The sequence below is a fragment of the Amorphoplanes digitatis genome, assembly GCF_014205335.1.
Classification (GTDB): Bacteria; Actinomycetota; Actinomycetes; order Mycobacteriales; family Micromonosporaceae; genus Actinoplanes; species Actinoplanes digitatus.
Genome location: NZ_JACHNH010000001.1, coordinates 174590 through 190027 on the forward strand (window position 1 = coordinate 174590; position 15438 = coordinate 190027).

General features: G+C 71.8%; 19 protein-coding genes. 15 read left to right on the forward strand and 4 right to left on the reverse strand.

The window, feature by feature from the left end:
• Positions 1–41: 41 nt before the first annotated feature.
• The gene (mshD, locus tag BJ971_RS00780; RefSeq protein WP_184988474.1) at positions 42–905 is read right to left on the reverse strand and encodes a mycothiol synthase; all 864 of its coding nucleotides are present in this window, start codon (positions 903–905) and stop codon (positions 42–44) included.
• A gap of 10 nt (positions 906–915) precedes the next feature.
• Positions 916–1638 carry a winged helix-turn-helix transcriptional regulator gene (locus tag BJ971_RS00785; protein ID WP_184988477.1) on the reverse strand — a complete coding sequence of 241 codons (723 nt, stop codon included), beginning with the start codon at positions 1636–1638 and terminating at the stop codon, positions 916–918.
• A gap of 305 nt (positions 1639–1943) precedes the next feature.
• On the opposite strand from BJ971_RS00785, the gene BJ971_RS00790 reads away from it, so the two are divergent.
• The 7 genes from BJ971_RS00790 (at position 1944) to BJ971_RS00815 (ending at position 9220) form a co-directional block, all read left to right on the forward strand.
• Positions 1944–2966, forward strand: coding sequence for a hypothetical protein (locus BJ971_RS00790; RefSeq protein ID WP_239087717.1), 1023 nt, complete (start codon positions 1944–1946; stop codon positions 2964–2966).
• Between the two features lie 135 nt (positions 2967–3101).
• Positions 3102–3830: an LmeA family phospholipid-binding protein gene (locus tag BJ971_RS00795; RefSeq protein ID WP_184988483.1), complete on the forward strand. Its 729-nt coding sequence runs from the start codon at positions 3102–3104 to the stop codon at positions 3828–3830.
• A 75-nt stretch (positions 3831–3905) separates the two neighbouring features.
• Positions 3906–3983, forward strand: a complete 78-nt coding sequence (locus BJ971_RS41915; RefSeq protein ID WP_311772860.1) for an Ms5788A family Cys-rich leader peptide — start codon at positions 3906–3908, stop codon at positions 3981–3983.
• 163 nt (positions 3984–4146) lie between these two features.
• Complete coding sequence (locus tag BJ971_RS00800; RefSeq protein ID WP_184988486.1) at positions 4147–4995, forward strand: sulfurtransferase; 849 nt, start codon at positions 4147–4149, stop codon at positions 4993–4995.
• Between the two features lie 2 nt (positions 4996–4997).
• Positions 4998–5327 carry a DUF1416 domain-containing protein gene (locus BJ971_RS00805; RefSeq protein WP_184988489.1) on the forward strand — a complete coding sequence of 110 codons (330 nt, stop codon included), beginning with the start codon at positions 4998–5000 and terminating at the stop codon, positions 5325–5327.
• 79 nt (positions 5328–5406) lie between these two features.
• Positions 5407–6270: a hypothetical protein gene (locus tag BJ971_RS00810; protein ID WP_184988492.1), complete on the forward strand. Its 864-nt coding sequence runs from the start codon at positions 5407–5409 to the stop codon at positions 6268–6270.
• A 91-nt stretch (positions 6271–6361) separates the two neighbouring features.
• The gene (locus tag BJ971_RS00815) at positions 6362–9220 is read left to right on the forward strand and encodes an RICIN domain-containing protein (RefSeq protein WP_184988495.1); all 2859 of its coding nucleotides are present in this window, start codon (positions 6362–6364) and stop codon (positions 9218–9220) included.
• Here BJ971_RS00815 and BJ971_RS00820 read toward each other — a convergent pair.
• Positions 9217–9591 carry a DsrE family protein gene (locus BJ971_RS00820; RefSeq protein ID WP_184988498.1) on the reverse strand — a complete coding sequence of 125 codons (375 nt, stop codon included), beginning with the start codon at positions 9589–9591 and terminating at the stop codon, positions 9217–9219. The genes BJ971_RS00815 and BJ971_RS00820 overlap by 4 nt on opposite strands.
• Before the next feature lie 14 nt (positions 9592–9605).
• On the opposite strand from BJ971_RS00820, the gene mtfM reads away from it, so the two are divergent.
• Both mtfM and BJ971_RS00825 read left to right on the forward strand, forming a co-directional pair.
• Positions 9606–9710, forward strand: coding sequence for a small membrane protein MtfM (gene mtfM / locus BJ971_RS41920; protein ID WP_275410578.1), 105 nt, complete (start codon positions 9606–9608; stop codon positions 9708–9710).
• A gap of 38 nt (positions 9711–9748) precedes the next feature.
• Positions 9749–10306, forward strand: coding sequence for a heme-binding beta-barrel domain-containing protein (locus BJ971_RS00825; protein ID WP_184998547.1), 558 nt, complete (start codon positions 9749–9751; stop codon positions 10304–10306).
• On the opposite strand, the gene BJ971_RS00830 is transcribed toward BJ971_RS00825, so the two are convergent.
• Positions 10303–11106 (reverse strand): aminotransferase class IV, encoded by an 804-nt coding sequence (locus BJ971_RS00830; RefSeq protein ID WP_239087716.1) that lies wholly within the window; start codon positions 11104–11106, stop codon positions 10303–10305. The genes BJ971_RS00825 and BJ971_RS00830 overlap by 4 nt on opposite strands.
• 62 nt (positions 11107–11168) lie before the next feature.
• On the opposite strand from BJ971_RS00830, the gene BJ971_RS00835 reads away from it, so the two are divergent.
• From BJ971_RS00835 to BJ971_RS00860, 6 genes are all read left to right on the forward strand, one after another.
• Positions 11169–11570: a Fur family transcriptional regulator gene (locus tag BJ971_RS00835; protein WP_184998548.1), complete on the forward strand. Its 402-nt coding sequence runs from the start codon at positions 11169–11171 to the stop codon at positions 11568–11570.
• A complete protein-coding gene (gene ygfZ / locus BJ971_RS00840) occupies positions 11567–12628 on the forward strand; it encodes a CAF17-like 4Fe-4S cluster assembly/insertion protein YgfZ (protein ID WP_184988503.1) in 1062 nt (353 codons plus the stop codon). The genes BJ971_RS00835 and ygfZ overlap by 4 nt, the downstream gene beginning before the upstream one ends.
• Positions 12629–12656: 28 nt before the next feature.
• Positions 12657–13490 (forward strand): beta-keto acid cleavage family enzyme, encoded by an 834-nt coding sequence (locus BJ971_RS00845; RefSeq protein WP_184988506.1) that lies wholly within the window; start codon positions 12657–12659, stop codon positions 13488–13490.
• Entirely contained in the window at positions 13487–14422 is a 936-nt protein-coding gene (locus BJ971_RS00850) for an asparaginase (protein ID WP_184988509.1), read from the forward strand. The genes BJ971_RS00845 and BJ971_RS00850 overlap by 4 nt, the downstream gene beginning before the upstream one ends.
• A 68-nt stretch (positions 14423–14490) precedes the next feature.
• Entirely contained in the window at positions 14491–14970 is a 480-nt protein-coding gene (locus tag BJ971_RS00855) for a helix-turn-helix domain-containing protein (protein ID WP_184988512.1), read from the forward strand.
• Positions 14971–15426, forward strand: coding sequence for a hypothetical protein (locus tag BJ971_RS00860; RefSeq protein ID WP_184988515.1), 456 nt, complete (start codon positions 14971–14973; stop codon positions 15424–15426).
• Positions 15427–15438 lie beyond the last annotated feature (12 nt).

A 15438-nucleotide genomic window follows, 5' to 3' on the forward strand; every position in this document is an offset into this window, starting at 1 on the left:
CACAGTGATCACGCGGACACGCGCCGCCATAGCGGCGGTAACTAGCGGCTGTACATCACGTCGGTGGAGTAAACCTCGAAGCCGAGCCGGCGGTAGAGCGCGACCGCCGCGGTGTTCGACTCGTCGACGTAGAGCAGGGCGTGCGACAGGCCGAGGCCCGCGAGATGGCGCAGCCCGGCGACGCTCAGCGCGGCGCCGAGGCCCCGGCGGTGGCCGCCCGGGTCGACGCCGAGCACGTAGACCTCGCCGATCGCGGGCTCCTCGCCCTCGGCGGGGTGGACCTTGGTCCAGTGGAAGCCGAGCAGCCGGTCGTCGGCCGGGTCGACCGCCAGCAGGAATCCGGACGGGTCGAACCAGGGCTCGGCGAGGCGCAGCCGCAGATCGTCCGCGGTCCAGCGGCCCTGCTCGGGGTGGTGCGCGAAGGCACGGGCGTTGACCGCCAGCCAGGCCTCGTCGTCGGCGCCGGGCACGAAGGCGCGCAGGTCCACGCCGTCGGGCAGCGGTATCGCGGGCAGGCCGGCGAGGCCGCGCCGCATCTGCCAGAGGACGCGCGATCGGGTGAAGCCCGACTTCGCGGCGAAGGCGCGGGCGCCCTCCTCGTCGCCGTGCGCCCAGAACCGCCGCGCCCGTTGGCCGGCGGCCGCGAGTAGCGCGGTGCCGTGACCGCGCCGCCGGTGCTTCGGATGCACCACGAGCTCGCCCGACAGGTCGTCGAGATAGGCGTAGCCCGCCAGGGATCCGTCGTCGTAGGCGAGCAGGTGGGTCCGGTCGGTGCCGCGCAGGCCGAGAACGCCGTCCTCGGACAGGGGGCGGACGCCGTCGGCCTCGGCCGCCGCAGCGGCCAACGTGAGCACGTCGGCCGCCTCGGCGGGGGAGAGCCGGTCCAGCGACCGGACTTCAATCATGCGGAAGCGCTCAGACCGGCAGCGAGACGGGCTCGTTGTCGGGCAGCTTGCGGCCGCTCGGCGGAACCACGAACTTGTAGCCGACCTGGCGGACGGTGCCGATCATCGACTCGTACTCCGAGCCGAGCTTGGCCCGCAGCCGCCGCACGTGCACGTCGACCGTGCGGGTGCCGCCGAAGTAGTCGTAGCCCCAGACCTCGCGCAGCAGCTGATCGCGGGTGAAGACCCGGCCGGGGTGCTGCGCCAGGAACTTCAGCAGCTCGAACTCCTTGTAGGTGAGGTCGAGCGGCCGGCCCTTGAGCTTGGCGGCGTAGGTGTCGGGGTCGATGTTCAGCTCACCGGCGCGGATCGAGCCGCCGGCGCCGGCGGTGGCGTTCGTCAGGCGCCCGACCGCGAGGCGTAGCCGGGCCTCGACCTCGGCCGGACCGGCGGTGGCCAGGATGACATCGTCGACACCCCAGTCAGCGTTGAGAGCGATCAGGCCCGCCTCGGTTACCACGGCCATCAGCGGGACGCCGATGCCGGTGGCGTGCAGCATCCGGCAGGTCGCGCGGGCCTCGGAGAGCTCCGAGCGGGCATCGACGAGCACGGCGTCCGGGCTCGGCCCGGACACCAGGGTGCGCACGTCCCGGGGGGCGGTGCGCACGGAGTGGGGCAGCAGGTCCAGCGCGGGCAACACGGCGGAAGGCTCACCGGCACGCGTCGTCACCAACAGGAGGATTTCCACACTCACCTCGATCCTCGCGGCACGAAGGCCGCACGGGTGACCCGGTCTGCACAGCTCATGGCTGCGTCACCGGAAGGACTTATCCCCGGCGTCACCGACGGGTGGGCTGGGAGTACCTTATCCGATTCGCCAGCTCATGGACCCCGGCCGGATCACCAAGTGGTGTGAACTACGCCCCTGAGGTAACCGAACGGCCGAATCGTAACCAGCCTTTCATCCGAGTCGATCCCCCAGCGTTTCGACCGGATGACGGGCAGGATGACCCGGCCGCGATGCGTACTACTCGCCCCGGGTCTGGCACGATCGCAGGCGTGCACCCTTCCGCGCCCCGCGACAACGACTCCTGGGACGACGACGTCTCCCGGGAGATCGCCCGTTCGGCGCCGGGCCGATCCTCCTCCGGCTTCTATGCCGGCGCGCCCGAGCCCGCCTCGCGGATCGGCAGCCGCGCCGGTGAGCCGGCCGAGGAAGACGAGGACGAGGAGTTCGACGAGGAGATCCCGGTCGTACCGGTGCGCCGCCAGCTCTCGGTGGCGGTCGCCGGCTTCGCGGGGCTCCTGGGCATCGGGCTGATCCTCGGCGCGCAGACGTCCGGGCCGGACGCCCGCCTGTCGTACGCGATCGTGGTCTTCGGTGTGCAGCTGCTCTACATCCTCGCGTTCACGATGGCGATCCGGCCGCCGGCCTCCGGCACCGTCGCCGGGGTCTGCGTGGCGGCCGCGGCCGCCGCCGACTACCTGGCCGTCACCCGCGAGTCGGCCGGCATCCTGCCGCTGCTGACCGTCGCGGCGATCGGCTATCTGCTCGCCGTCGTCGGCCAGCAGCTGCGGTCCGAGGACCGGTTGCGCTTCCGCGACTCGCTGAGCGGCACGCTGCTCATCGTCGTCGGCGTGGTGTCGTTCGCGCAGTTGATCGTCCTCACCCGCAAGCCCGTCGGCACGCAGGCGGTGCTTGTCTGCCTGACCGCCTGCGCCGTCGCGGTGCTGGCCTCGCACCTGATCGACGCGGTCTTCCCGAAGCCGCGGATCGCGCCGCAGGTGCCGCGCGGCGCGACCGGCATCATCGTCGGCGCGATGCTCGGCACGCTCGCGGCGGCCGTGCTCGGCAGCGTGCTGGTCCTGCCGTTCACCCCGGCCAAGGGTGCGGTGCTCGGCTTCATCGTCGCCGGCATCGCCGAGCTGGTCGACCTGGCGGTCAACTACTCCGAGGCGGGCCGGCGGATGGCCGGGTCGCCGCCCACGTTCTGGGTGGCCCGGCACATGCAGGGCCCGCTCGGCGCGTTCGCCCTGGCGCTGCCGGCCGCGTACGTGATGACGGTCTTCGTCCTCACCTGATGCGGTGTCGGAGAGCGGCTTGGTGTCGGAATCCGGGCGCTGGGCATATACCGTGCCACTTGAGGTGACCGGGAGGCCGCAGTGGCGCAGGTGTACGGGTCCGAGAAGCCGCGTAAACGCCGGGGCAGAACTCTGATGATCGTCGTCGGCGTGCTCCTTGTGCTGCTCCTCGTCCTGCTGTTCGTGGCCGACCGGGCCGGCAAGTCCGCCGCGGAGCGGCTCATCGCGGACCGGGTCGTCTCGCAGCTTGACGCGCAGGACGCCACGGCGCAGCCGCCGGACGTGACGATCGAGGGCGTGCCGTTCCTGACCCAGGTGCTGTCCGGGCACTACCAGGAGATCGGGATCCTGCTCAACGACTTCTCCGGGCCGGCCGGCAACGGCAAGAAGATCGACATGAAGGTGCTCGACATCCGGGCCGAGGACGTGCAGGCCTCGGTGGACACGCTCCGGAGCGGCACCGGCGACATCGTCGCGGGCACGGTCACCGGCGCCGGCACGATCACGTACGCCAACCTGGCCGACCTGATCGGCCGGGAGGGCCTGACGCTCAGCGAGCGCGACGGCAAGCTGGTCGGCACCGCGCCGATCAAGGCGCTCGGCCAGACCTTCAACGCCAGTGGCACGGTGAACCTCGCGGTCAACGACGGCGTGGTCAGCGTGACCTTCGCCGACGTGACCGCCGAGGGCCTGCCGAACCTCCCGCTGGTGCGCGGGCTGGTGGACAGCCTGGTCCGGCAGATCTCCGTGGACCTGAAGGTGCCGGCCCTGCCGCTCGGCATGAAGGTGCAGAAGGTCGAGCCGACCCCCGAGGGTCTCGTGGTGACCGCCGGCGCGAGCGACGTGCCGTTGAGTACCGGCTGACTGTGACCGCGGACTCGTTCCCGGATGGTGGTCGACGGTGTTCCGGGTTCTGTAACCGCTGGTAGGGTCACCGGCATGAGCCTGTTGCTCACCAAGAGGCGCGCGGTCGACCTGTGCCGCGTGGCCGCCTGCCTGTGTCGCCCTGTCATCTGACGGGGCCATTCAAGCTGCGCAGGATCTGACCTTCCGCCCGGCAGTGGCGCCGTCGCACCCAACCCAACGTGATCCGTTCCAACAAGGGTCCCGCGCGGGGTGCGACCGAAATTCCTCCGCGCGTCGACTCACCCCCATCTCACCTGACCAAGGGAGTAAACCGATGAGTCGCGACACCGCACTCGTGTCTGCCGACTGGGCCGAGAAGAATCTCGAGACACCAGGCGTCGTCTTCGTCGAGGTCGACGAGGACACCACCGCCTACGACGGCGGCCACATCCCCGGTGCTGTGAAGGTCGACTGGAAGGCTGACCTGCAGGACCCGGTCCGCCGTGACTTCGTCAACCAGGAGCAGTTCTCCCAGCTCCTGTCCGCGCGTGGCATCGCCAACGACGACACCGTGATCCTCTACGGCGGCAACAACAACTGGTTCGCGGCGTACGCGTACTGGTACTTCAAGCTCTACGGCCACGGCGACGTGAAGCTGATCGACGGCGGCCGCAAGAAGTGGGAGCTCGACGCCCGCCCGTACTCCAAGGACGTGCCGTCGCGCCCGGCGACGCAGTACCAGGCGAAGGCGCCGAACCTGGAGATCCGCGCCTTCCGCGACGAGGTCGTCAAGGCCATCGGCGTGAAGAACCTGGTCGACGTGCGCAGCCCCGACGAGTTCGCGGGCCGGCTGCTCGCGCCGGCGCACCTGCCGCAGGAGCAGTCGCAGCGGGCCGGCCACATCCCGACCGCGCTCAGCGTGCCGTGGAGCAAGGCGGCCAACGAGGACGGCACGTTCAAGTCCGACGCCGAGCTCACCAAGATCTACGGTGAGGCCGGCCTGGACGGTGGCAAGGACACGATCGCCTACTGCCGCATCGGCGAGCGCTCCTCGCACACCTGGTTCGTGCTCAAGGAGCTGCTCGGCCACGAGAACGTGAAGAACTACGACGGCTCCTGGACCGAGTACGGCTCCCTCATCGGCGTGCCGATCGCCCTCGGCGACGAGCCCGGAAAGGCGTGACCATGACCTCTCCCTCGAACATCGCGGACGGCTGCGCCGCGCCCGACCAGTCGGCTCCCATCCCGGCCAGTGTCGACCTCGAGAAGGAAACCGTGATCACGGGCATCGTGACCAACGCCGACGGCGACGCGGTGGGCGGTGCGTACGTCCGCCTGCTCGACTCGACCGGTGAGTTCACCGCCGAGGTCGTCACCTCCCCGGCGGGCGTCTTCCGCTTCTTCGCGGCGCCGGGTAGCTGGACGCTGCGGGCGCTGTCCCGGCACGGCAACGGCGACCTTGTCGTCGACGCCGCCCGCGGCGTGAACGAGGTCGGCCTCGGCGTCGCCGCCTGACCCACGCTCTGTTGACGAAGGGCGGGACCCCACCCGGGGCCCCGCCCTCGTTTTCCCTGCGCATGCGAGCATTGGCGCCGTGAGTCAGCCGCCCGGGTATCAATATCCCCCGCCGCCCGCCGCCGAGCGGCCCAAGCGGCGGTGGTGGCTCACCGCGATCGTGGTCGCCTGGGCGCTGGCGCTGGCCGGATTCGGGGTGTGGTCCGTGCGTCACGACCCGCCGACCGTGGCGGAGCAGCGGGACATCGCCGAGGCGCTGCCCGTGCTCCAGCGGGCCACCGGCGCCGTGTTCGCCGCCGCCGACGCACCCGACCGGGTCGTCACGCTCGGCCCGGTGGAGTTCGACAAGGGCTGCGCGCTCACCCCGGTGTGGGCCGGGGTCGAGGCCGGCCGGGACATCACCGTCCGGGTGCGCCCCGGCGAGGCGCCGGCCGCGCTGGAGGCGATCGCGGGGGCGATGCCGGAGGAGTACGACGCCGCCGTGCGGCGCAACGCCGCCCGCACCCGGTACGCGCTGCGGGCCGACGCCGGCGAGTTCGTCGGCGTGGACGCCACGGCCGGCGCCGACGCCACCGTCCTGACGCTGCGGGTCTCCACCGGATGCCGTCCGCAGGCACCCGGCGTCGACCTCGCGCCGTCGCCACCGGCCGCGGTGGAGACGCCGCCGGCCTTCGGCGCGGCGCTCGGCGCGCTCGGCGCGGGCGGGGCCGGGGTGACGGCAAGCGAGGTGGCCTGCCCGGGCGGCGGTACGGCCAGGACCGTGACGGCGGACGGGCTGACGGCCCCGGCGGATCTCGGGCGGGCGCTGCGGGTGGTGACCGGCGGCACGGCCGTCGTGCAGGCCGACCCGCACGTGCTGGCGTACCGGGACGGTGCGGTGTCCGTGGTGGTCTCCGACAGCGACGGGAAGGCGCGGGTCACCGCCACCACCGGCTGTCGTTAACAAGCCTGCCAGATCCGGGCGGCCAATCCATTTACATGCGTGAATCGATGTTTTACGATCCTTTAACGCAAGGATTCGAACATAATCCACCATGAGCGCACGCCCTGGCGCGCCCCCGGAGGCTGCTGTGGACCGTCGTACCTTCCTGGCCGGAACCGTTGCCGTGCCCGCCGTCGCGGCGGTAACAGAACTGATCACCGGATCGGCGGCGCGGGCCGCCGCGCCCGGCTACGTGGTCAACCGGTCGCCGCTGCGACCGGACGCCTTCATCCGGCTCGCGCCCGGGCAGACCCGGGCCGCCGGATGGCTCGCCACCCAGCTCGGCTACCAGCTGGACGGCATCAACGGGCGGATGACCGAGATCTCCCACTTCCTCCAGTACGACAACACCGGCTGGATCCGTCCGAACCTCGGCGGCTGGGAGGAGCTGCCGTACTGGCTCAAGGGCTTCAGCAGCCTGGGCTACGTCACTGGCGACACCCGGGTCATCAACGAGACCAAGCGCTGGATCGACGGCGTCCTGGCGACCCAGGCGTCCGACGGCTTCTTCGGGCCGACCGGCCTGCGCACCAGCCTGAACAACGGCCCGGACTTCTGGCCGCACATGCCGATGCTGCACGCCATCCGCACGTACCAGGAATTCACCGGCGACACCCGGATCGTGCCGTTCCTGACCCGCTTCTTCCAGTACGTCAACGGCCGTCCCACCAGCGTCTTCTCGCAGAGCTGGGGCAGCTTCCGCTGGGCGGACACGCTCGAGGTCGTGTTCTGGACCTACAACCGCACGGGTGATTCGTTCCTGCTGGACTTGGCCCACAAGATCCACGCGAACTCGGCGAACTACCTGAACAACCTGCCGTCGCCGCACAACGTCAACCTCGCGCAGGGCTTCCGCGAGCCGGCCGTCTACTCCGTGCTGTCCGGCGACGCCGCGCACCGGCAGGCCAGCTACCAGGACTACAACGCGATAATGAACGCGTACGGGCAGTTCCCCGGCGGCGGGTTCGCCGGCGACGAGAACGCCCGGCCCGGCTTCGGCGACCCGCGGCAGGGCTTCGAGACCTGCGGCATCGTCGAGTTCATGGCCAGCCACGAGATGCTGAGCCGGATCACCGGCGACCCCGTCTGGGCCGACCGCGTCGAGGACCTGGCGTTCAACTCGCTGCCCGCCTCGCTGGACCAGAAGCAGAAGGGCATCCACTACATCACCAGCGCGAACAGCATCGCGCAGCTGGACCGCACCGGCCGGCAGGCGCAGTTCCAGAACGGGTTCCCGATGCAGGCGTACATGCTGGGCATCGACAACTACCGGTGCTGCCCGCACAACTACGGGATGGGCTGGCCCTACTACGTCGAGGAGATGTGGGCGGCCACCCCGGACGCCGGCCTGGTCGCGAACCTGCACGGCCCGTCGCGGGTCACCGCCCGGGTCGCCGACGGTACGGCGGTCACGATCGTCGCCGACACGTCCTACCCCTTCTCCGAGACCATCACGTACACGGTGAGCACGCCGAAGGCCCTTGCCTTCCCGCTGTACCTGCGGATACCGGGGTGGTGCCCGTCGCCGACCGTCACCGTCAACGGCGCCGCCGCGGCCGTCGCGCCCGGGCCGGCGTACTCGAAGATCAGCCGGACCTGGGCGAACGGTGACCGGGTCGTCCTGCGGCTGCCCATGCGGGCGGCCGTGAAGACCTGGGCCGGCAACCACAACGCGGTGTCGGTCGGCTTCGGCGCCCTGACGTTCTCGCTGGCGATCACCGAGAACTGGTCACGCGCGGGCGGCACGGACGCCTGGCCGACAAGCGAGGTGCGGCCGGGCTCGGCGTGGAACTACGGCCTCGACGGCGCGACGTCGTTCGCGGTGACGACCGGGCTGGGCAACACGAACGACCCGTTCACGCCCGCCACCGCGCCGATCCGGATCACCACGCCGGCCCGGAAGATCCCGGCCTGGACCGCCGACTCCGACCAGATCGTGACGCCGCTGCAGGACAGCCCGACCCCGTCGGCCGAGCCGGCCGAGACCGTCACGCTGATCCCGATGGGCGCGGCCCGGCTGCGGATCACGTCGTTCCCCACGATCGGCGCCGGCCGGCCGTGGGTGCCGCCCGGCGTGGCGTTCCGGATCCAGAACCAGCACAGCGGCAAGGTCCTCGGCGTTGACCAGATGTCGCAGGCGAACAGCGCCCGGGTCGTGCAGTTCGCGGACAGCGGCACCGCCGACCACCTGTGGCAGATCGTCGACAACGGCGACGGCTACGTGCGGATCCGCTGCGTGAACTCCGGCAAGGTGCTCGGCGTCGACCAGATGTCCACGGCGGACTCCGCGCAGGTCGTGCAGTTCGACGACAACGGCACCGCCGACCATCTGTGGCAGATGATCGACAACGGCACCGGCTACCTGCGGATCCGCAACCGCAACTCCGGCAAGGTGCTCGGCGTGGCCGGGATGTCCACGGCCGACTCCGCGAACGTCGTGCAGTACGCCGACAACGGCACGGCCGACCACAACTGGCGGCTGATCCCCGACGGCACCGTCAAGCTTCAGGTCACACACACCGGCAAGGTGCTCGCCATCCAGGACATGTCCTCGGCCAACGGCGCACAGCTCACCCAGTGGCCGCCGACCGGCACCGCCGACCATGTGTGGCGGTTCGAGGACGCGGGCGCCGGCCACTTCCGGATCGTCAGCAACCTCACCAGCAAGTGCGTCGACGTCGGCGGCGCCTCGACCGCGGACGGTGCGCGGGTGACCCAGTGGGACTACGCCGGCGGGACCAACCAGCAGTGGCGGCTGTCCTGGGTCTCGGCCGGCGTCTTCGAGATCGTCGCGCGGCACAGCGGCAAGCTGCTCGAGGTCTCGGGCCAGTCGACCGCGGACGGCGCGCCGGTCACCCAGTGGGCGGACCTCAACCTGGCGAACCAGCGCTGGCGGATCGTGCCGGGCTAGTACACGACCGCCTGGGCGCCGTCGGACATGATCTCCTCGACGAAGACGGCGGCGCCCGCGATCCGGATGCCCGGCAGCACGTCGTCCGGGCCGATCTCCCGGCGCGCGGCGCACTGCGTGCAGGCGGTCACCCGGCCCGACGTGAGCAGCAGCTCGAGCAGGCCCGGCAGGGGAGCGGCGTACGGAAGGGTGAACTCGGCCGCCCGGCCGGGCAGCGCGAACCACGTCGACTCGCCGGTGAGCCAGAGGGAGACGTCCACGCCGGACGCGGCCGCGGTGGAGGCCACGGTGAACGCCTGCGAGCAACGCTCCGGTGCGTCCGCTCCGGCGGTTGCCTTGACGACGAGCAAACGGGCCATGTCGGTCAGCATAGGATGACGGTGTCATGGTTACCGAGGTCGGGTTCGTGAGTCTGCTGGTCGCCGGGTTCGGCGGGCTGGCGGGCGGTTTGGGCTATCTGGCGATGCGCATTGCAAGGGGACGCTGGTGAGCAGTGAGACGGAAAATCCGCTTGGCCCGCCGCCGTGGATGAATGCGCCGCCGGTCGACGCGTACCCGTACGAGGACACGCACGACCTGCGGCAGGGTCCCGACCTGCACCCCGCGCTGCTCGGCCTGCTGCCGTTCATCGGACTCTGGCGCGGCCGTGGCCAGGGCGGATTCCCCGAGATCGAGGACTTCGACTTCGCGCAGGAGGTCCGGATCAGCCACGACGGCCGGCCCTTCCTGGCGTACGAGTCGCGGGCCTGGCTGCTCGACGCGGACTCCAAGCCGATCCGGATGGCCGGCCGTGAGATCGGCTGGTGGCGGCCGGTGCTCGTCGACGACCGGCCCGGCGACGAGATGGAAGCCACGATGATGACGCCGACCGGGGTGATGGAGCTGTACCTCGGGCGGGTGAGCGGCACGCGGCTGGAGATGGCGACGGACGCGGTCGTCCGCACGCCGTCCTCCAAGGAGGTGACCGCCGGGCACCGGCTCTTCGGCATCGTCGAGGGTGCGCTGCTCTACGCGCAGGAGATGTCGGCGATGGGCCACTCCCTGCGGCCGCACCTGTCCGCGCGGCTGCTCCGCATCGGCGGCTAGACGAAGCCGAGCAGCGCCAGCAGACGCCGGGTCCAGGGCGACCCCGCGCGCGGCGCCCCGTCGAGCGTGCGGACCTCGGCCAGGCCGCGCAGCGACGACGCGAGCCAGACGGCGTCGGCCGCCGCCAGCCCGCCGGTGGTGATCATGCGCTCCTCCGCGCGCAGGCCCAGCGCCGGCGCCCGGTCGAGCAGCTCGGCCGCCGTGGTGCCCGGGAGGATGCCGGTCGGCTCCGGCGGGACGGTGCACAGGGTGTCGCCGGTGAGCCAGACCAGGCTGGCGGTCGGCGCCTCCAGCGCGTGGCCGTCCGGGTCCAGCCAGAGGAGATCGTCGGCGCCCTGCCGTACGGCCCAGCGCCGCGCCGCCAGGTTCTCCGCGTAGGAGAGCGTCTTCGCCGCGGCCAGCGACCACGGCGGGCGCGCGCGGACGCCCAGATCCGCGGTGATCACGCGGATGCCCTCGTGGCGTTCGCGGAGCGCGGCCGGGGGGATCGGGCCGACGGTCGCGTAGGTCGCCGGCCGGCCGCCCGCCGGCCCGGCGGTGACGATCAGCCGCAGGGCACCCTCGCCGTCACGCCAGGACCGGGCCGCGCGCCCGGCCAGCTCGGCCAGCTCGGCCCGGGGCGGCGGCGGCAGCTCCAGGAGCGCCGCCGAGCGGTGCAGGCGGTCCAGGTGGCGGTCCAGCAGCCAGGGGCCGGACGGGCGCAGGTGCAGGGTCTCGAAGACGCCCTCGCCGTACAGCAGGCCGCGGTCCGTCGGCGTCACCGCGCCTGAGCCCGGAATCACCAGAATGCTTTCGCTCACGCCGCGGAGGGTATAGCCGCGCGAACTATGCTCGTTACGTGTCCGCCACATCGCTTGCCGAGATGCTCCGGGAGCGCGGCCTGCGCCTCACGCCGCAGCGCCAGCTGATCCTGGAGGCCGTGCATGAGCTGGGCCACGCGACTCCGGAGCAGATACACCACACCGTGCGTGAACGCGCCGCCGGCGTCAACATCACCACCGTCTACCGAACCCTCGAGCTGCTCGAGGATCTGAGCCTGGTCAGCCACACCCACCTGTCGCACGGCTCGCCGACCTACCACCCGGCGGGCGAGGACCAGCACGTGCACCTCGTCTGCCGCAACTGCGGCTCGGTCGACGAGGTCGACCCCGCGGTGATGCTGCCCGTGACCGAACAACTGAACGCCGACCGCGCCTTCCGGGTCGACGTCGGCCACGTCTCGCTCTTCGGCGAGTGCGGCGACTGCCGGGAGGCACAGGCGTGACAAAGGTACTGATCGAGGAGCTCGACTCCGGCTCCGCCGACGCGGGCGTGCCGGCGCACTACGGCGATCCGATGCGCGAGCAGCGCGTCCTCGACACCGCCGCCGGGCTGGTCGACCGCTCCCACCGCGACGTCATCGCCGTGCCCGGCGACGAGCGCGCGAGCTGGCTGCACACCCTGACCACCCAGCACCTGAGCGGGCTGCGCGCCGGGCAGGGCACCGAGTTCCTGGTGCTGTCCCCGCACGGCCACGTCGAGCAGCACGCCCTGGTCGCCGAGGACGGCACGACCACCTGGCTGGACACCGAGCCCGGCGCGGGTGCCGGCCTGCTGAAGTACCTCGAGATGATGCGCTTCTTCACCCGGGTCGAGCCGCGCGACGCGACCGGCGAGATGGCCGTGCTGTCGCTGGTCGGGCCGCAGGCGGCCGACGCCGCGCGGGCGCACCTCGGCGTCGACCTGGCCGAGCCGCGGATCTTCGAGGTGCCGGGTCCGAAGTTCGCCGCCGGCTCGGTGCCGCCCGAGCCGACCGCCCTTTACGACGTACGGCCGTTCGGCGACGGCGCGCTCGCCCGCCGGGTGCCGCTCGGCGTCGACCTGCTGGTGCCCCGGCCCGCCCTCGACGAGGTGCTGGGGCGGCTGGCCGAGGTGCCAAGGGCCGGGCTGTGGGCCTACGAGGCCGTCCGGGTCGCCAACCGGCTGCCGCGGCTTGGCTGGGAGACCGACCACCGGACCATTCCGGCCGAGGCCGGCTTCGCCGCGCCCGCCGTGCACCTCGACAAGGGCTGTTACCGGGGCCAGGAGACGATCGCCCGGGTGCACCACCTGGGCCGGCCGCCCCGGCGCGCGGTGCTGCTGCACCTCGACGGGATCGCCACCGACCAGCCGCCCGCGCAGGGCACCCCGGTGACGCTGGACGGGCGCGCGGTCGGCTTCGTCGGCACCGCGGTCCGCCACTACGAGCTGGGCATGATCGCCCTGGCCGTGCTCAAGCGCAACGTCGCGGACGACGCGTCACTGCTGGTCGGGGAGTCGGCCGCCGCCATCGACGTCTCGTAGGCCCGTCCCGCATGGCAGGATCGCGGACATGACCGGGACACTCATCACAGTCGCGCCCACCGGCGCGGAGAGCAGCAAGGCAGCCGTACCCGCGCTGCCGGTGACGATCGACGAGCTCGTGGCCACCGCCAAGGAGTGCGAGGCGCTCGGCGCCTCGATCGTGCACGTCCACATCCGCGACGACGCGGGCGAGCCCAGCCTGGACCAGGGCCGGCTGCGCGCCACGGTGTCCGCGCTGAGGCAGGCGACGGACCTGATCATTCAGCTCTCCTCGGGCGGCGCCGTGACCGACCCGGAGGCGGCCCGCCTGGCCGTGCTCGACGCCGGCCCGGAGATGGCGTCCTGCACGATGGGCACTGTCAACTTCGGCGACGGCGTGTTCATGAACCGCTGGGACTTCATCGTCGACCTGCACACCCGGATGCAGGAGCGGGGCATCGTGCCGGAGTACGAGATCTTCGACCTCGGTCAGCTGACCACCCTGCAACGCCTGCTCGGCAAGCACGGACTTCCGTTCGGCGGCCACGTCCACGTCGACCTGGTGATGGGGGTGCCCGGCGGCATGCCCGGCACCGCCGCGGCGCTTGTCGCGTGCGAGCAGGCGATCCGCGACCTGCCCGCGGGCACCACGTTCTCGGCCACCGGCATCGGGCGCAGCACGATCCCGGTCATGCTCGCCTCGCTGTCCGCGGGCGGGCACCTGCGGGTCGGCATGGAGGACACCATCACGTACGGCAAGGGCCAGCCGGTCGAGTCGAACATGCAGCTGGTGGCCCGGGCGTTCGGCTTCGCGCAGCTCGCCCAGCGCCCGCCGCTGACCACGACCGAGGCCCGCGAGCTGCTCGGGGTCCCGGCCCGATGATCCTGGCGGAGGTGGTGCGCTCGGGCTTCGTCGAGTCGGTGCACCACGGCTCGGTGGTCGTGCTCGACGCGGCCGGACTGGTGGTCGCGGCGGCGGGCGAGGTAGCCGCCCCGATGTTCCCCCGCTCGTCCAACAAGCCGTTCCAGACGGTCGGGATGCTGCGGGCCGGGCTGCGCACCGCCGACCCGGCCGATCTCGCGCTGATCAGCGGCAGCCACTTCGGCGAGCCGTTCCACGTCGCCCGGGTGCGCGAGATCCTGGGCGCCGCGGGCCTGGACGAGGGCGCGCTGCGCTGCCCGGAGTCGCTGCCGCTGTCGGAGAACGAGCGGGACATCGTGCTGCGCGACGGCCGCGGCCCCGAGCGCATCCTGATGAACTGCTCGGGCAAGCACGCCGGGATGCTGGCCACCTGCGTGGCGAACGGGTGGTCGCTGGACGACTACCGCAACGCGAAGCATCCGTTGCAGGTGGCGATCGCCGCCGCGGTGACCGACCTGGTCGGCGAGCCGATCGCCGCGACCGGGATCGACGGCTGCGGCGCGCCGGTGTTCGGATTCTCGCTGACCGCCCTGGCCCGCGGGTTCCAGCGGCTGGTGCAGGCGCCGCCGCAGTCGTACGAGCGGCTGGTCGCCGACACGATGCGCGCCGATCCGGAGCTGGTCGCGGGCACCGGCGAGGACGACACCCGGCTGATGCGGGGGGTGCCCGGCCTGCTGGCCAAGGGCGGGGCCGAGGGCGTGGTCGCGGTGGCGATCGAGGACGTCGGCGCGGTCGCTCTCAAGATCGAGGACGGCGCCATGCGGGCCCGGATGCCGGTCCTGATGTCCGCGCTGCGCCGGCTCGGCGTCGCGGCGCCGATCCTGGACGACCTGGCCACGGTGCCGGTGCTGGGCGGCGGCGTACGGATCGGTGAGGTCCGCACCGCCTGGTGACACGACTCACGCTAGCTCCTGCAAGCAAGTGCTTGCAGGAGCTAGCACCTCGGGCTACCGTCGAATGCATGGCCACGCCAAAGGACCTGCCCCAGGACATCGGTGGATTCATCCGTGACCTGCGGCAGACCGCGAAGATCTCGCTGCGGCAGCTCGCCGAAAAGGCGGGCGTGAGCAACCCGTACCTCAGCCAGATCGAGCGTGGCCTGCGCAAGCCCAGCGCCGAGGTGTTGCAGCAACTGGCCAGCGCGCTGCGGGTGTCGACGCCCGCGATGTACCTGCGTGCCGGCCTGCTCGACGGGGAGGGCCAGCAGGGCGTGCTGGCCGCGATCGCGGTCGATCCCGAGCTGACGATCGCCCAGAAGCAGTCGTTGTCGCAGATCTACGAGACGTTCCGAAACGAGACCGCCCGGCAGGCGCCGGCGGCGACAGAGCCCGCCAAGGCTCCCGATGCGGATGACGCGCTCAGCAATGTCATCCGCGACGTGGCTGTCGCCGAGGACGGTGCAGCCCCCCCACCCAGGACCACCCAGCCCGAGGAGAAGTAAGTGACCACCGAGCAGACCAAGACCCGTATCCCCGCGCCCCTCTACGCCGCCGCCGGCGCCGGTGACCTGGCCTACCAGCAGCTCCGCAAGCTGCCGGCCGTCATCACCGACCTGAGCGACCGCGCCGCCGCCTCGCTGAAGGTCGCGAACGACACGGCGAGCACCAAGGCCGCCTCGCTCAAGTCGACCGCCGCCAGCACCGACTTCGACAAGCTGCGCGAGACCGCTACCGCCAGCGCCGTGGCGTTCGCCGCCGCCGCGCAGGAGCGTGCCGTCGCCGTCTACACCTCGCTTGTCGCGCACGGCGAGCGCGTGGTCGGCACCGGTGTCGTCGAGGCCGCGGACGCGGTCAACGCCGACATGGTGACCACCGTGGAGCCGAAGGCCGTCGAGGCCGCCGCCGAGCAGAGCGCGCCGAAGCCGCGCAAGCGCCCGACCCGTCCGGCCGCCAAGTAAGTAACCACGGAA